General features: G+C 59.2%; 18 protein-coding genes. 15 read left to right on the top strand and 3 right to left on the bottom strand.

Annotated elements, in window-relative coordinates:
- Positions 1–60: 60 nt before the first annotated feature.
- Positions 61–2,112, bottom strand: coding sequence for a methionine--tRNA ligase (gene metG, locus NDJ82_RS15035; RefSeq protein ID WP_099583481.1), 2,052 nt, complete (start codon positions 2,110–2,112; stop codon positions 61–63).
- Between the two features lie 171 nt (positions 2,113–2,283).
- Between metG and apbC the strand changes: the two genes are divergently transcribed.
- A complete protein-coding gene (apbC, locus tag NDJ82_RS15030) occupies positions 2,284–3,378 on the top strand; it encodes an iron-sulfur cluster carrier protein ApbC (RefSeq protein WP_250925772.1) in 1,095 nt (364 codons plus the stop codon).
- Between the two features lie 498 nt (positions 3,379–3,876).
- Here the strand turns inward: apbC and fdxA are convergent, their stop codons facing one another.
- Together fdxA and mutS are read right to left on the bottom strand one after the other, a co-directional pair.
- Positions 3,877–4,200: a ferredoxin FdxA gene (gene fdxA, locus NDJ82_RS15025; protein ID WP_034111970.1), complete on the bottom strand. Its 324-nt coding sequence runs from the start codon at positions 4,198–4,200 to the stop codon at positions 3,877–3,879.
- A 142-nt stretch (positions 4,201–4,342) separates the two neighbouring features.
- Positions 4,343–6,934 carry a DNA mismatch repair protein MutS gene (mutS, locus tag NDJ82_RS15020; protein ID WP_250925771.1) on the bottom strand — a complete coding sequence of 864 codons (2,592 nt, stop codon included), beginning with the start codon at positions 6,932–6,934 and terminating at the stop codon, positions 4,343–4,345.
- A gap of 541 nt (positions 6,935–7,475) precedes the next feature.
- Between mutS and NDJ82_RS15010 the strand changes: the two genes are divergently transcribed.
- The 14 genes from NDJ82_RS15010 to NDJ82_RS14945 all read left to right on the top strand — a co-directional run bounded on the left by NDJ82_RS15010 (position 7,476) and on the right by NDJ82_RS14945 (position 15,663).
- Positions 7,476–8,210: a LexA family transcriptional regulator gene (locus tag NDJ82_RS15010; protein WP_112193761.1), complete on the top strand. Its 735-nt coding sequence runs from the start codon at positions 7,476–7,478 to the stop codon at positions 8,208–8,210.
- Positions 8,211–8,369: 159 nt separating this feature from the next.
- Positions 8,370–8,546 (top strand): hypothetical protein, encoded by a 177-nt coding sequence (locus tag NDJ82_RS15005; RefSeq protein WP_250925770.1) that lies wholly within the window; start codon positions 8,370–8,372, stop codon positions 8,544–8,546.
- A gap of 253 nt (positions 8,547–8,799) precedes the next feature.
- Positions 8,800–9,138, top strand: coding sequence for a phage holin family protein (locus tag NDJ82_RS15000; RefSeq protein WP_112193763.1), 339 nt, complete (start codon positions 8,800–8,802; stop codon positions 9,136–9,138).
- Positions 9,139–9,161: 23 nt separating this feature from the next.
- On the top strand, positions 9,162–9,677 hold the full coding sequence (locus NDJ82_RS14995; RefSeq protein WP_250925769.1) for a hypothetical protein: 516 nt from the start codon (positions 9,162–9,164) through the stop codon (positions 9,675–9,677).
- A 3-nt stretch (positions 9,678–9,680) separates the two neighbouring features.
- The gene (locus NDJ82_RS14990; RefSeq protein ID WP_191947117.1) at positions 9,681–10,292 is read left to right on the top strand and encodes a phage baseplate assembly protein V; all 612 of its coding nucleotides are present in this window, start codon (positions 9,681–9,683) and stop codon (positions 10,290–10,292) included.
- 9 nt (positions 10,293–10,301) lie between these two features.
- A complete protein-coding gene (locus NDJ82_RS14985; RefSeq protein ID WP_112193769.1) occupies positions 10,302–10,634 on the top strand; it encodes a phage baseplate protein in 333 nt (110 codons plus the stop codon).
- The gene (locus tag NDJ82_RS14980; protein ID WP_112193771.1) at positions 10,631–11,626 is read left to right on the top strand and encodes a baseplate J/gp47 family protein; all 996 of its coding nucleotides are present in this window, start codon (positions 10,631–10,633) and stop codon (positions 11,624–11,626) included. The genes NDJ82_RS14985 and NDJ82_RS14980 overlap by 4 nt, the downstream gene beginning before the upstream one ends.
- Positions 11,623–12,261: a phage tail protein I gene (locus NDJ82_RS14975; protein WP_112193773.1), complete on the top strand. Its 639-nt coding sequence runs from the start codon at positions 11,623–11,625 to the stop codon at positions 12,259–12,261. The genes NDJ82_RS14980 and NDJ82_RS14975 overlap by 4 nt, the downstream gene beginning before the upstream one ends.
- Positions 12,258–12,791, top strand: a complete 534-nt coding sequence (locus NDJ82_RS14970; protein WP_250925768.1) for a phage tail protein — start codon at positions 12,258–12,260, stop codon at positions 12,789–12,791. Before NDJ82_RS14975 ends, NDJ82_RS14970 begins: the two co-directional genes overlap by 4 nt.
- 27 nt (positions 12,792–12,818) lie before the next feature.
- Positions 12,819–13,457, top strand: coding sequence for a hypothetical protein (locus NDJ82_RS14965; protein WP_099583469.1), 639 nt, complete (start codon positions 12,819–12,821; stop codon positions 13,455–13,457).
- A 10-nt stretch (positions 13,458–13,467) separates the two neighbouring features.
- Positions 13,468–13,725 carry a tail fiber assembly protein gene (locus NDJ82_RS14960; protein ID WP_244643647.1) on the top strand — a complete coding sequence of 86 codons (258 nt, stop codon included), beginning with the start codon at positions 13,468–13,470 and terminating at the stop codon, positions 13,723–13,725.
- 89 nt (positions 13,726–13,814) lie between these two features.
- Positions 13,815–13,988: a hypothetical protein gene (locus tag NDJ82_RS14955; RefSeq protein ID WP_178075323.1), complete on the top strand. Its 174-nt coding sequence runs from the start codon at positions 13,815–13,817 to the stop codon at positions 13,986–13,988.
- Positions 13,989–13,990: 2 nt separating this feature from the next.
- Positions 13,991–15,157 (top strand): phage tail sheath protein, encoded by a 1,167-nt coding sequence (locus NDJ82_RS14950; protein WP_099583467.1) that lies wholly within the window; start codon positions 13,991–13,993, stop codon positions 15,155–15,157.
- Entirely contained in the window at positions 15,157–15,663 is a 507-nt protein-coding gene (locus NDJ82_RS14945) for a phage major tail tube protein (protein WP_044272192.1), read from the top strand. Before NDJ82_RS14950 ends, NDJ82_RS14945 begins: the two co-directional genes overlap by 1 nt.
- Positions 15,664–15,713 lie beyond the last annotated feature (50 nt).

The raw sequence follows: 15,713 nt of genomic DNA, 5'->3' as shown, positions 1-15,713 counted from the left end.
CGAGAAAGGGGCACTAGCTCAACAGCCCTGTCGCCGAGACGGCAGGGCTGATTTGCAGGGTTACTTGATGCGCTGACCCGGCTTGGCGCCGCTATCGGGGCTGAGCAGGTAGATCTCTTCACCACCAGGGCCAGCGGCCATCACCATGCCTTCGGAGATACCGAACTTCATTTTGCGTGGCTTGAGGTTGGCGATCATCATGGTCAGGCGACCATCGAGCTTGGAGGGGTCCGGATACGCGCTCTTGATCCCGGAGAACACATTGCGCTGCTCGTCACCGATGTCCAGGGTCAGGCGCAGCAGCTTGTCGGCACCTTCCACGGCTTCGGCCTTGATGATCAGCGCAACACGCAGGTCAACGGCGGCAAAGGCGTCAAACTCGATTTCCGGAGAAAGCGGGTCTTTGGCCAACTCACCGTTGCCCGCTGGTGCAGCCGAGCCGGTGTCGGTCTGGCTGGCGGCCAGGTCTTCTTTCGAAGCGTCGGTCATGGCCTGGACTTTTACCGGGTCGATACGGGTCATCAGCGGCTTGAACTCGTTCAACTGGTGGTTGCTGAGCAAGGTGGTGTGGTCGTTCCAGGTCAACGGGGCGACGTTGAGGAATGCCTCGGCGTCGGCCGCCAGCAGTGGCAGCACCGGTTTGAGGAAGATCACCAACTGGCGGAACAGGTTGACGCCGGTGGCGCAGATCGCCTGGACTTCTGCCTGCTTGCCTTCCTGCTTGTTCAGCGACCACGGGGCCTTGTCGGCGATCCAGGCGTTGGCGCGGTCGGCCAGGCCCATGATCTCGCGCATGGCGCGGGCAAAGTCGCGGGCTTCATAGGCGTCGGCGATGCTTGGCGCGGCGGCCAGGAACGCGTCGGTCAGTTCCGGTGCGGCATTTTCTGCAACCAGTAACCCGGCATTACCCTTGTGGATGAAACCGGCGCAACGGCTGGCGATGTTGACGACTTTGCCGACAAGGTCCGAGTTGACCTTCTGTACGAAGTCTTCCAGGTTCAGGTCCAGGTCGTCGACGCCACGGCCCAGCTTGGACGCGTAGTAGTAGCGCAGGTATTCCGGCGACAGGTGGTCCAGGTAGGTGCGCGCCTTGATAAAGGTGCCACGGGACTTGGACATCTTCTGGCCGTTGACCGTCAGGTAGCCGTGCACGTTGATACCGGTCGGCTTACGGTAGCCCGAACCTTCGAGCATCGCCGGCCAGAACAGGGCGTGGAAGTTGACGATGTCCTTGCCGATGAAGTGGTACAACTCGGCGGTGGAGTCCTTGCCCCAGAACGCGTCGAAGTCCAACTCCGGCGTGCGGTCGCAGAGGTTCTTGAAGCTGGCCATGTAGCCGATCGGCGCGTCCAGCCACACATAGAAATACTTGCCCGGCTCATCCGGGATCTCGAAGCCGAAGTACGGTGCATCGCGGGAGATATCCCACTGTTGCAGGCCGGCATCCAGCCATTCGGCGATCTTGTTCGCCACGGCATCCTGCAGGGTGCCGCTGCGGGTCCAGGTTTGCAGCATCTGCTGGAAATCCGGGAGTTTGAAGAAGAAGTGCTGGGAATCCTTGAGTACCGGCGTGGCGCCGGAGATTGCCGACTTCGGATCCTTCAGGTCAGTCGGTGCATAAGTGGCACCGCATTTTTCACAGTTGTCGCCGTACTGGTCTTCAGTGCCGCATTTCGGGCAGGTGCCCTTGATGAAGCGGTCGGCCAGGAACATTTTCTTTTCCGGGTCGAAATACTGGGTGATCGAACGCTGGGCAATGTGCCCGGCATCACGCAACTTGAGGTAGATCTGGCTCGACAGCTCACGGTTTTCTTCGGCGTGAGTGGAGTGGAAGTTGTCGAAGTCCACCAGGAACTCGGCAAAGTCGGCGCTGTGTTCAGCCTGCACATTGGCGATCAGTTGTTCCGGGGTGATGCCTTCCTTTTCGGCGCGCAGCATGATGGCCGAACCGTGGGCGTCGTCCGCGCAGACATAGATGCATTGGTTGCCGCGGTGCTTCTGGAAGCGCACCCACATATCGGTCTGGATGTACTCAAGCATATGGCCAAGGTGGATAGAACCATTGGCATAGGGCAGGGCGCTGGTGACGAGGATCTTGCGTGGCTCGGACATGGGGCTCGGCTACTTGATGAAACGGAGGTCGGCCACTATAAAGCGCCGGGAAATTTATTTCACCCCGTGACGCTGTTTCAGAATTTTCCAGCCCTTCGAAAGCATGCCGTTCAGCGGCCGGAACGGTTAGGATAGCCGCCTGTTTCAGTCAGTCTTTTTCGGGAGTAGCCCATGAGCGCCGTGAATCGCGCAGCGGTGGAAGCCGTTCTTCGCCAGTACACCGACCCCTATTTGAATCTGGACCCGGTCAGTGCCGGCTGTGTGCGCGCCATTGAGGTCCAGGGGGATCAGGTGTCGGTGCAGCTGGAGCTGGGTTATGCCGCCGGGCTGTTCAAAAGTGGCTGGGCGCAGATGTTGCAAATGGCTATCGAAGGTCTCGACGGTGTTCGTTCAGCCAACGTCGACATCCAGTGCGTGATCGCGCCGCACCAGGCCCAGGCACAGATTCCGGGCCTGGCTAACGTCAAGAACGTCGTGGCCGTGGCCTCCGGCAAGGGTGGTGTGGGTAAATCCACCACGGCGGCCAACCTGGCGCTGGCCCTGGCCCGTGAAGGCGCCCGCGTAGGCATTCTTGACGCCGACATCTATGGCCCAAGCCAAGGCGTGATGTTCGGGATTGCCGAAGGTACGCGGCCGAAGGTCAAGGATCAGAAGTGGTTCGTGCCCATCGAATCCCTGGGCGTGGAAGTCATGTCCATGGCGTTCCTGACCGATGAAAACACGCCGATGGTGTGGCGTGGGCCGATGGTTTCCGGCGCCTTGCTGCAATTGGTTACGCAGACCGCTTGGGGCGACTTGGATTATCTGGTCATCGACATGCCGCCAGGCACTGGCGATATCCAACTGACCCTGGCGCAGAAAGTCCCGGTGGCTGGCTCGGTAATCGTGACCACCCCCCAGGATCTGGCGCTGCTCGACGCGAAAAAAGGCGTGGAGATGTTTCGCAAGGTCAACATCCCGGTGCTTGGCGTCGTGGAAAACATGGCAGTGCACATCTGCTCCAACTGCGGTCACGCCGAACACCTGTTTGGTGAAGGCGGCGGCGAGAAGCTGGCGACCCAGTACGGGGTTGAATTACTGGCGTCGTTGCCGTTGTCGATGGCCATTCGAGAACAGGCCGACGGCGGTAAACCTACCGTAGCGGCCGAGCCGGACGGTCAGCTTGCGATGGTTTATCAGGAACTGGCCCGTCACGTGGGCGCGCGGATTGTATTGCAGGAAGCGGCGGCACCGGCCATGCCGACCATTACCGTCACCGACGACTGAGAGGGTTGAAGGGCAAAAGAGCCTCGCGTTGTCGGGGCTTTTTCTTGTCTACGCAAGGCGCAGGCGGTATCGGGTGCGCATTTACTCAGTCGTGCGTGTAAGCATTAACTTACTTTTGCGTAAGTGTTCGGTTTTTCTATCAGATCCTTACGGCTCTAAATATCGAAAGATATCTCTATGCTATTGATATATAAGAGGTATTTTATAGCGTGTTGCGGGTGTGACTGTGTGGTGGGGTGAGTTGTGCCCCGTTGAACTTCCCGGGGAACCCTCTAACATCAGCCCTGTGTCCACGGATTGACACAGCCATCAAGGAACGATGGCTCAGGGAACGTCGCAGGATGCGATTCATCAGGATGATGAAAAGGAACACAGGGACTAGGGAAAAAATGTGGGCGGGTCATACCGCCCCTTTTTTTTGCCTGTAGAAAAGTGAAACCCTTCATCCAGAAACGCAAAAAGGCCCGCAAGGGGCCTTTTGGACGATCAGTGAAGCTTTCAGCGTTCGAGGTCGGCGATCTTACCCGTTTTGCCATCCCACTCTTCAGCGTCAGGCAGCGCGTCTTTCTTTTCAGTGATATTAGGCCAGATGTCAGCCAGCTCAGCGTTCAACGCGATGAAATTTTCCATGCCTGCGGGCACTTCATCTTCAGAGAAAATAGCGTTGGCCGGGCATTCTGGTTCACACAGGGCGCAGTCAATGCACTCATCCGGGTGAATAACCAGGAAGTTCGGGCCTTCATAGAAGCAGTCCACCGGACACACTTCGACGCAGTCGGTGTACTTGCACTTGATGCAGTTGTCGGTAACGACGAAGGTCATTTCTAATTTTCTCCTCAGGCGGCGGCGGCGAAACCCTTTACGGCAGGGCTCGCGAGGTTCGGGAGCGATAGTCTGCAGGCCAGGCTAAAAGCCCGCAGCATCCCAAACCGCGCGAGAGTCTACCAGCTTGCAAGCGTCTGCGTTATATCCGAACCTGCAGTGCATATAACATTTCGAGCGCTTTACGCGGCGTCAAGTCATCCAGGTCAAGCTTTGACAACTCATCCAGCACCGGATGGGGCAGGCTGGCGAACATATCGCTCTGATGCGGCGCGGCAGGTTTCTTGCTGGCTTTGACCGGGCTGGCGACCACCGTTTCGTGGGGCAAGGCCGTGGTCTCCAGCCGGCTGAGGTGCTCGCGGGCACGCAGGATCACGTCGTTCGGCACACCGGCCAACTGCGCCACCGCCAAGCCGTAGCTTTGGCTCGCCGGCCCTGGCAGCACATGGTGCAGGAACACAATGCGCTCATTGTGCTCGGTGGCATTGAGATGCACGTTGGCCACCAGCGGCTCGCTTTCCGGCAGTACCGTCAGTTCGAAGTAGTGGGTGGCAAACAGCGTGTAAGCCCGCAGATGCGCCAACCGCTCGGCTGCCGCCCAGGCCAGGGACAGACCATCGAAGGTGCTGGTGCCACGCCCCACTTCGTCCATCAACACCAGGCTGCGTTCGGTGGCATTGTGCAGAATATTGGCGGTTTCGCTCATTTCCACCATAAAGGTGGAACGGCCACCGGCCAAGTCGTCGCTGGAGCCGATTCGGGTGAAAATGCGGTCCACCAGGGACAGCTCGCAACTGGCCGCGGGTACAAAGCTGCCGATATGCGCCAACAATACGATTAACGCGGTCTGGCGCATGTAGGTGGATTTACCGCCCATGTTCGGACCGGTGATGACCAACATGCGGGTATCGTCGTCGAGCGACAGGTCGTTGGCGACAAACGGCGTGGTCAACACCTGTTCGACCACCGGGTGGCGCCCCTGCACGATGCGCATGCACGGCTCGCTGACAAAACGCGGGCAGTTCAGGTCAAGGTTCAGCGCACGTTCGGCGAGGTTGCTCAACACATCCAGCTCCGCCAGGGCAGCGGCAGTGTCTTGCAGCGGCGCCAGTTGGCTGATCAGGTCTTCGAGCAAGGCTTCATAGAGCATCTTTTCCCGAGCCAGGGCGCGGCTCTTGGCCGACAGCGCCTTGTCTTCGAACTCTTTGAGCTCCGGCGTGATAAAACGCTCGGCGCCTTTGAGGGTCTGGCGGCGTTGATAGTCGATAGGTGCCGACTCGGCCTGCTTGCTTGGCAGCTCAATAAAGTAGCCATGCACGCGGTTGTAGCCGACCTTCAGGTTAGCCAGGCCGGTACGGGCCTTTTCGCGGGCTTCCAGGTCGATCAGGAACTGCCCGGCGTTTTCGCTCAGGGCTTGCAGCTCATCCAGCTCACTGTCGTAACCCGTCTTCAATACACCGCCGTCACGGATAATCGCCGGCGGGTTGTCGATGATGGCCTTTTCCAGCAGGGCTGCCAGTTCCGGATAGGTACCTGCGGTTTCGGCCAACTGCTGCAGGTGCGGCGTGTCCAGTTCGGTCATTGCCACTTGCAACTGTGGCAGAGCGCTGAGGGCATCACGCAGGCGTGCAAGGTCACGAGGGCGCGCATTGCGCAGGCCGATCCGCGCCAGGATTCGCTCGATATCGCCGATTTCCTTGAGCTGCGGTTGCAGCTTTTCGAAGCGATAGCCATCCAGCAGGCAGGTAATAGAGGTCTGACGCGCTTGCAGCACCGCCAGATCCCGCAACGGACGGTTCAACCAGCGCGTCAGCAGGCGGCTGCCCATGGCGGTCTGGCAACGGTCGACCACCGATTGCAGGGTGTTGTCACGCCCGCCTGACAGGTTGGTGTCCAGTTCCAGATTTCGGCGGCTGGCGCCATCGAGCACCACCGTGTCGTCCAGGCGCTCATGGCGCAGGCTGCGCAAGTGCGGCAGGGCCGTGCGCTGGGTTTCCTTGGCGTAGCTGAGCAGGCAACCGGCGGCGCCGATGGCCAGGGTCAACGTCTCGCAACCGAAGCCCTTGAGGTCTTGCACCGAGAACTGCTGGCACAGACTTTTCAACGCGGAGTCCCGCTCAAAATCCCACGGCGCACGGCGCTTGGTCCCACGGCGTTTCTCGGCTGGCAAGTCTTTCGGCCAATCATCCGGGATCAGCAACTCCACCGGATTGATGCGCTCCAACTCCGCCAGCAAGTTCTCCCAGCCCGTGATCTCCAGCACGCTGAAATTGCCGCTGGTGATGTCCAGCACCGACAGGCCGAACAGCCGCTCATCGCCCAACACCGCCGCAATCAGGTTATCGCGACGCTCATCCAGCAACGCTTCATCACTCACCGTCCCCGGCGTGATAATGCGCACCACCTGACGTTCCACCGGCCCTTTACTCGTGGCCGGGTCGCCGATCTGCTCACAAATCACCACCGACTCGCCCAGCTTCACCAGCTTGACCAGGTAACCTTCCAACGAATGGTAGGGAATCCCACACATCGGAATCGACTGCCCTGCCGATTGCCCGCGCGCGGTCAGGGTGATGTCCAGCAGCTTGGCGGCCTTCTTCGCGTCCTCGTAGAAGATCTCGTAGAAGTCGCCCATGCGATAGAACATCAACTGATCAGGGTGCTGGTTTTTCAGGCGCCAGTACTGCTGCATCATTGGGGTATGGGAGGACAGATCGGAAGTGTTCTTACTCATCAGATAGTTAGCAAATTCGTTAAAAGGAGTGGGGCAAAGATGGGGCACCTGGCCCTGCTAATTTTGCGATGGCGGCAAGGTTAACACGCGAGGTCGGGGCTTCGCAGGTCGCAAGCTGATAGGTAAAACGCAAAAGGGGTATGACTCAATTACAGGGTTTCAAATCAGTTCACTTACCGTAGAAATGGTTCAGGAGTATCAGTTCGCACGCCGCCACCAAAGTGCAGAGCACAATGAAGCCGGGGCTGAAGACGCGTTTGCGATTAGACGAGCCATCGCCCCATGAGCCTGGATCTGCATCGTCGGAAACGAGGGTAATCAGTGCCATCAGGCTAAGTATCCATGCCTTGGTCCAGAAATTGTAGGTTCTCCATTGAGTCATCCTTGCTCGTCTCCCGTCGGTTTTGCGATGGCGATAAGGTTATCACTCAACACTTGCCCTTCGCAGACCTGCTAAGGGCGTGGTCAATGCATAAAAAAATGCATAATGTATGCCGTTTAGCATTTGCTAACCTTTCAATCTCCCGTCAGTATCCGCATCATGCAAAAACGCAACGTTTCTATCGTCTTAAGAGAACTGCTGGACCGCGACCGGATCTCCCCCACGGAGCTTCACCGGCGTACCGGCGTGCCTCAATCCACGTTGTCCCGGATTCTCAGCGGCAAGATCGTCGACCCGTCGGACAAGCATATTTCCCGCATCGCCGAGTACTTCCGCGTCAGCACCGACCAACTGCGCGGGCGCGTAGCGGTCGGCGTTTCGCGGGACGACGAGCGCGACCCTATGCATTCTGAACTCAAGGACATAAGCCTGTGGGACGACGACACGCCCGTTAATGATGACGAGGTGTCGATCCCCTTTCTGCGCGAGGTTGAATTGGCTGCTGGATCAGGAAGATTCGTCATCGAGGAAAGCGAGAAGGCCAGCTTGCGTTTTGGAAAACGCAGCCTGCGGCATAACGGTGTGCAGTTCGACCAGGCCAAGTGCGTGACAGTGCGCGGCAACAGTATGTTGCCGGTGTTGCGCGACGGCGCCACGGTGGGGGTGAATGCCGGCAAGAGCGGCATTGGCGATATTGTGGATGGCGACCTGTATGCCATCAATCACAACGGCCAGTTGCGGGTTAAACAGCTCTACCGCCTGCCTTCCGGCATTCGCCTGCGCAGCTTCAATCGTGATGAACATCCGGATGAGGACTACAGCTTCCAGGAGATCCAGGATGAGCAGATCAGTATCCTCGGTCATGTTTTCTGGTGGGGCATGTACGCCCGCTAACCTCCACGCGTAAGAAGAAACCCGCCCATGTGCGGGTTTTTTTTCGCCCCTGGAAAACCGGCCAAGCCCAAGCCCGTAAGGCTTTCAATGCATCAATGCATTTGTTTGGCAAAATAAATGCGTTTATGCATTGACTGTATATGCATACATGCATATTCTTTGTCTCAAGCCAGCCAACAAGGCCTGGTGGAGGCGGCAAGGATGCTGCCAAGGAAGACAAGGAAGGCACGCAACATCGGCAAGGACGCCATCGAAGCGATGGCAGGGATGCCAGGCAACACCGGCAAGGATGCCGACGCTCTTAAGTTTCAACGCTTCAACAACAGGCAGCGATGAACCGGCCTTAACGGTTCAGAGGGTTGGCAACTGACCCGGGTGTGCAGCGTAAAGCACCAGAAGCAGTTATCCGGCAGACAGGGATCGTGGTCGGAAAAACATCGAGGGAAGGACCGTACCGCGCCAGTAGCGCCGAAAGTCCGAGGACATCATTACTGAAAAGCCCGGGCGACCGGGCTTTTTGGAATGCCTACCTATCCAAGCATTTGTAAATGAAATACGGACTATTTATTGCTCAGCCAGGAGGCGTGACATGACAAATGAACAGCAAGCGTTAGCGGAAATGCCTATCTGGCTGGTCATCATATTGGCGCTGATCGGCGGGGTCTCAGGTGAAATGTGGCGCGCCGATAAAGAAGGCGCACGTGGCTGGTCGCTGATCCGCCGATTGGCCCTGCGTTCCGGAGCGTGCATGGTTTGCGGGGTGTCGGCCCTGATGCTGTGCTACGCCGCCGGCATGTCGATCTGGACCGCCGGCGCGATTGGTTGCCTGACCGCGATGGCCGGTGCTGATGTGGCCATCGGCCTTTATGAACGATGGGCGGCCAAGCGCATCGGGATCAACCAAGGCTCCGGCCAGGACCCGCACTAACCGTTGCAAGGACGCGACTTAAAATGACGTTTATCGAAAAGCCATCCCAACTGCCCCAGGCCATCGGCTCGGTGCTGCATGCGGCCTTCCCGGACATCAAGGTCGGCAGTCACCAAGACTTTCAAGGCGATGCTGAACAAACCGGCGTAATGGTTACGGTCGAAGGCAATGGCCCGGGCATTCGCTCCCGTGAAGGGCGCAAGGCCCACGTCTTGGCCATTTCGCTCAGGGCCATGGTGGCACCCGGTGCATTGCCGTTCGACGCCTGCGACCTGGCCAGCCAACTGATGGACCTGGTGCTGGATAACCGTTGGAACCTGCCCCAGGCACAGTGCGATTTGCCGGCGAATATCGTCGCTGCGCCCGCTGTGCGCACTTCCGTGCAAACGGACTACGACACCTGGACGGTTTCCTTCACGCAAACCCTCTATCTGGGGCCGGCGTTACTCGACGATCCCACGGGCCAACCGCTATTTGCCTGCACCTGGGACGTCTCCAACATCGACGACCCAACCCAATACCAGCCACTGGCGGAGTAGCCCATGTTCGACGCGCTGTTACGCATGCAATTGGGACCGATCGTCGAACGCCTGGCCGAGATGGAGTCCCAGCTCGAGGACCTCTACCGCCGCGCCGAGAGCTTCTGCCGGATCGGTGTTTGCCAGCAGGTCGATGCGGCCAGCAACACCTGCAAGGTCAGCCACGGCGATTTGCTCACCCCGGCGATCCGTTTTTTCAACCCCAGTGCCGGTGCACAAACCGAAACCCGCATCCCCACGGTGGGTGAGCAATGCCTGCTGCTCAACTACGGCGGGGGGGAGGGCGGTGTGCAATCCGTGGCCCTGTTCGGCCTCAACAGTGATCGCTTCCCGCCGGTCTCCAGCGTGGCGACGCTGACCCGGCGCCGACACCAAGACGGCACCCAAAGCGACTACGACGACGCCAGCCATACCTTCAACTGGGTCAACGGCCCCACCACCTTCAGCGGTTCCCGCGAACAGGTTGACGTCAAAGTCGGCGTCGCCAGCCTGAGCCTCAACGCCCAAGGCATCACCCTGCAAGTCGGTGGCACCAGCCTGTTGCTGGATGCCGGCGGCGCGCACTTCAGCGGCCCGGTGGTGGACCATCAAGGACGCGTCATCAGCCCCCGATAAGGACACCCCATGCTCGGAATCGATAGGAACACCGGGGCGGCCGTCGACGACTGGCTGCAATTTGTGCAGCGCGCCACCCGAGCGCTGACCACCCCTGTGGGCACTCGCCAGAAGCGCCCGTTGTACGGCTCGCTGATCCCGCAATTGCTCGGCCAAAACCTCGGTGACGACCTGTTGATCCTCGCCCAGAGCCACGCCGCGCAAGCCTTCTACAACACCCACAACGGCATCGGCGACTTCGACCCTCAGGTCATCGTCGCCACCCGCCAAGGCGCCGGCCTGCTGTTGCGGTTTGCCGGCATCTGGAAAAACCGCCAACAATCCTTCGAGGTCGTGACATGAGCATGCTGATCCCCGGCCAGAACCAACTGGCGGAACCGGCCATTATTAAGGTCGATGAGTTCGAACCGTTGTTGGCCGAATTCAAAGCGTTTGTCATCGACTACGTCGCCACCCGCGCGCCGCAAAGCGCAGCCAAACTCCAGGTCAGCCTCGACAACGAAAGCGAACTGCTGACCCTGGCGCTGGAAGCTTTTTGCGTGCGCCTGCAAACCCATGAGCGCAAATATAACGCCCGCATCAAGCAGATGCTGGCGTGGTGGGCCACCGGCAGCAACCTGGATGCACGCCTGGCCGATATGGGCCTGGAACGCCAAGTACTCGACCCCGGCGACCCGGCCGCATTCCCGCCGGTGCCGCCCACCTTGGAAAGCGACGACGACGCCCGCCTGCGTTACTACCTGGCGCCCCACGCTCCGGCGGCGGGCTCGCGCATGCAGTATCGCCGTGAAGTGTTCACTTTGGGTGAGCGCCCGGCGGTGAAAGTGCAAAGTGCGACGCCCGGTGTGGTCACGGTCACCTACACCTTCGACCCGGACGGTTACGCGGCCCAGGTCAAGGACGGCAACGCTCGCCGCACCGCACCGGGTGAAGTCATGGTCACTGTGCTTTCGAGGGAGGGCGACGGCACGCCATCTGCCGACTTGCTTGACGGTGTGCGTCGACATTTCGTACGGCCGGATGTAAGGCCCGAAACCGATCTGGTCAGCGTCCAAGGCGCGCAGATTCAACCCTATAAAATTCGCGTGGTGGCCAAGATCAACGCCGGCCCGGACTCGGGGCTGACCCAAGTGGCGGCGCAGAAACTGCTGCAAGACTACGCAGAGTCCTGCCACCGCCTGGAAGGGCGGGTGGACCCCAGCTGGATCGACTACGCCATCCACAGTGCCGGCGCTGCGCAACTGCACATCCTCGAACCGCTGGCGCCGATTGTCAGCACCGCGTTCCAGGCTCCGTATTGCACGGGTGTCGAGGTGGAGGTGCGCACGCTATGAGTGAACCCAACGCAAGTTTGCTACCGGCCAACAGCTCACCGCTGGAAAAGGCCCTGGACCTGGGCTTCGGCAGATTGCTCGAGCGCGTCACCCCGCCGTTTCCGGCGCTGATGAACCCGCTGTATACCCCTAGTGAGTTCCTGCCTTACCTGGCCGCCGATCGTGGCGTCAGCGAATGGGATGCCGAGGCCAGCGAAGCGGAAAAACGCCTGACCTTGGCTTTGTCCTGGCAGATCCAGCGCCAGGCAGGTACGCCCAAGGCGCTGAGCCACGCGGTGGAATCATTGGGCTTCACGCCCAATATCAGCGCCTGGTACCAGCAACGCCCGCTGGGCGTGCCTTACACCTTCGACGTGCAGGCGATCATCGGGCGCAGTTGGTCCAGTGGCGACCACAACCGGCTGATCCGGCGTATCAACGCAGCCAAAAGTGAGCGCGATCAGGCGACGATCACCATCGTGCATGAGACCGAAGGCCAGCTCGCACTCACGCAAGTGCTCGACGCGCCTTTAAGCGACGGCGAGTTCTACCTGAACGGCGCGTTGCCTGAATTGGCGCTGGTGGCTCGCCTAAACAGCGCCGGGGTTGCCCAGCACTACACCATTAACGATTACGACCTCAGGGCGCAGCCATGACAGATGAAATCACGCGCCTGGTGCGCTTCACCTCCAAAGGTTTGGATGAAGTGCTGCAGGCAAAGAACCAGGGCCTCAAAGGCGAAATCACCCACATCGGCGCCGGCACCGGCCGCTACAACCCCAACGGCACGGAAGTGGCCTTGCGTGACGAGCGCCAACGGGTGGCCATCGTCGATTACGAAGACCTGGGCGAGCGCCAGCTCAGGATGGCCGCGCTGTTTGATGGCGACGGCGAGTATGAGATTGGCGAGTTCGGGTTTTACCTCGCCAGCGGGACCTTGCTGGCGGTGTATTCCGTGGCGGGGAAGTTGCTGACGTATAAAGCGGCGGCGGCGCGAGTGCTGCAAAAGTTCACGCTGGATATTTCGCTGTTGCCGGCGGATAGCGTGACGATTGTGGTGGGGAGTGACAACCTCAATATATTGTTGGGGGAGGATATTGCGGTACTCGCAACAGCGAATATCGACAATATGGCTCGTCACACCGAATTGTTGTTTCGTTTGATGTCGCTGGAAGCGAGCCGTTAAGGCATTAACACTTAAGGAGTTTTAAACGTGAGTCTAGAAACGACTATTACGTCGCTGGTGACAGCGGCAAATAACTTGACCACTGCGGTCAATGGAAAGATTGGCAGTATCAATACGACCATGGCCGGGGCGTTGGCGCAGTTCAATGAGTGGCGAAATCTCAAGGATGTCGAGGGGAGTGCCAACGCAATTGGCTCCGTTCGACGGAATATTTTCCAAGGTCATGTTTACACTACCGGAGGTATCGACGGGCAGGGGACTCCTATCAGTGTCTTGTCTGTAGGCGATTTCGATTCAACCGATCTGGGAGGCCTTGAAAAGGTATACATACATTTCAAGTTGCCATTGAATATTAACGTCAGCGCGGAAATGTTCTGGTTCAATATTCAGGGTTATAGCTACGGAACCGCCAAGATTATTGATGAGACGGTGGTGGGTTATTGCTATAAGCCTAACAGGGCTCTTATGAATATTTCGACGTTTGGTAATATGACGCCTGCCGTTTATGCAGATACCAACGGAAACGTCGTGATGCGTATTCTGGTGCCAAATATCTACTATACAACTGTGCGTATCGACACGATGCGAGTGGGTAATGGTCGCCTCTTCAATGTGGGTGAACTGAAATCGAGGTTGTCGCGCGCTGAGAACGTGGTATTTAACTGAGGTGATTGATATGTCTGATACATCTGTTGAAACGCTTCAAACTTCGCCGCTTGCGTATCCAATGCCGGAAGTGGAGTGGGCAGCTATTCGCGCCCGTCGTGATCAATTTCTACGTGCTACTGATTTCACCCAGTTGCCGGACCACCCAGCCACCGACGCACAACGTGCTGAGGTAGCTGCGTATCGCAAGGCATTGCGCGATATCCCTGAGCAGGCAAGCGAACCTTCGAAGCTGGTGTGGCCCGAGCTGCCAACCTTCCTGAAGTAACCCCCCCACCGCGAAAGCGGTTTTTTTTCGCCTCCCCAAAGCCCCTCCCCGCAGGGGCTTTGGCATTTTCCACTCGGAGAATTCCACCCATGGCCAACCGCCAAACCTACACCGTCCTCATCCCATTCCCCATCGGCAAAGGCCATTGGTCCACCGCCGGCGAGGAGCTCGACCTGCTGGACGTCGAAGCATCCGCCCTGCGCACCGCTGGCCGCCTGGAACTGACCAGCGTCCTTAACTCCACCCCCAAGAAGGCTGACTAATCATGGCTGAGGTTTTGAACTTCGAGCACAACGGAATCACCGTCAATGCCACCGAATCCCCCGAGGCCATGGGTGGCCTGGGCGATAACGTGATCGGCCTGGTCGGCACCGCACCGAAGGCCCATGCGTCGATCCCGAAAAACGCACCGTTCCGCATCAACAGCTTCACCACTCAGGCGCTGCTGGACCCTACCGGCACCGAGTCGGGCACCTTGTTTCAGGCGGTGTACCAGATCCTCAAAGTGGTGAAGGTGCCGGTCTACGTGGTGATCGTCGAAGAAGGCGCGACCCCGGCCGACACCATCAATAACGTGATCGGCGGCAACGACCCCGTCACCGGCCGCAAGCTGGGCCTGGCGGCCTTGAGCAGTGTTCCTGAAGACTTGACCATCATTGGCGCACCGGGCTTTACCGCCACCAAGGCTGTGGCGGGTGAGTTCGCCTCCTTCGGCAAGCGCATCAAGGCGCGTGTGGTGCTGGATGGCAAGGACGCGTCCGTCGCTGACCAAGTGACCTACAGCGGCGAGCTGGGCGGTGCCGACCTCGGTTTCGACCGATGCCTGCTGGTGCACAACATGCCGTCGGTGTACTCCAAGGCGGCCAAGAAAAACGTGTTCCTGTCGCCGTCGTCCCTGGCCATCGCCGCATTGGCCAAGGTCAAACAGTGGGAAAGCCCGGGCAATCAGGTGACGTTCGCCGAGGATGTTTCCCGCGTCGTCGAGTACAACATCCTCGACACCTCCACCGAAGGCGATCTGCTCAACCGCTATGGCGTGAGCTACTACGCCCGCACCATCCTCGGCGGTTTCTCGCTGCTGGGTAACCGCTCCATCACCGGCAAGTTCATCAGCTACGTCGGCCTGGAAGATGCCATCAGCCGCAAGCTGGTCAAGGCCGGCCAGAAAGCCATGTCCAAGAACCTCACCAAGTCCTTCATGGACCAGGAGGTCAAGCGCATCAACGACTGGCTGCAAACCCTTGTGGCCGACGAAACCATTCCCGGCGGCAGCGTGTACCTGCACCCGGAACTGAACAGCGTCGAGAAGTACAAGAACGGCACCTGGTTCATCGTCATCGACTACGGCCGCTACGCGCCGAACGAACACATGGTTTATCAACTCAACGCCCGCGATGAAATCATCGAGCAGTTCCTGGAGGACGTTCTCTAATGTTTACCAACCGAGTCAGACAGGCCATTGCGGCCACCCTTCAAGGCCTGCCGTTGTCGGCAACCGTTGATTCCTTTACGCCGCCGAAGATCGAGTTCGAGATGGACCCGATGACCGGTGGGCGCTTCATCGCCGAGGAGGTCGCCAAAAGCGCCAAAGTGCTGAATGCAACCTTGGTACTGCAAGGTGTTGGCGCCCAAGTCCTGCTGGCGCTTGGCGTCACCCAGGGTGACGACATCCTGTTGAACGTGCGTGAAGCCGGTCAGGATCAGGACGGCAAGACCTATTTCACCTACCACACCGTGGGCGGCAAGCTGAAGTCCCTGGCCGAGACGGCGCTGACCATGAACGCCAAGCCGGTCACCACTCTGGAATTGTCCTGCCGTACCTACAACCGTCTGGAAAATGGCATTCCAGTGATCGACATCGACGTGCGCACCCAGAAGTTCGTGCTCAACGGCGTCGACATTCTTGGCGATGCCCGCCGCGCGGTGCTGATGCCTTAAGGGCCGGCGCAATCTGAAGCGAGCACGGGCAAGGTGGGAGCTGGCTTGCC

It is taken from the genome of Pseudomonas sp. SR18 (genome assembly GCF_023701505.1).
GTDB lineage: Bacteria > Pseudomonadota > Gammaproteobacteria > Pseudomonadales > Pseudomonadaceae > Aquipseudomonas > Aquipseudomonas cyclaminis.
Note: the sequence above shows the minus strand (reverse complement) of the source record. Positions and strands in the feature narration are given on the sequence as shown.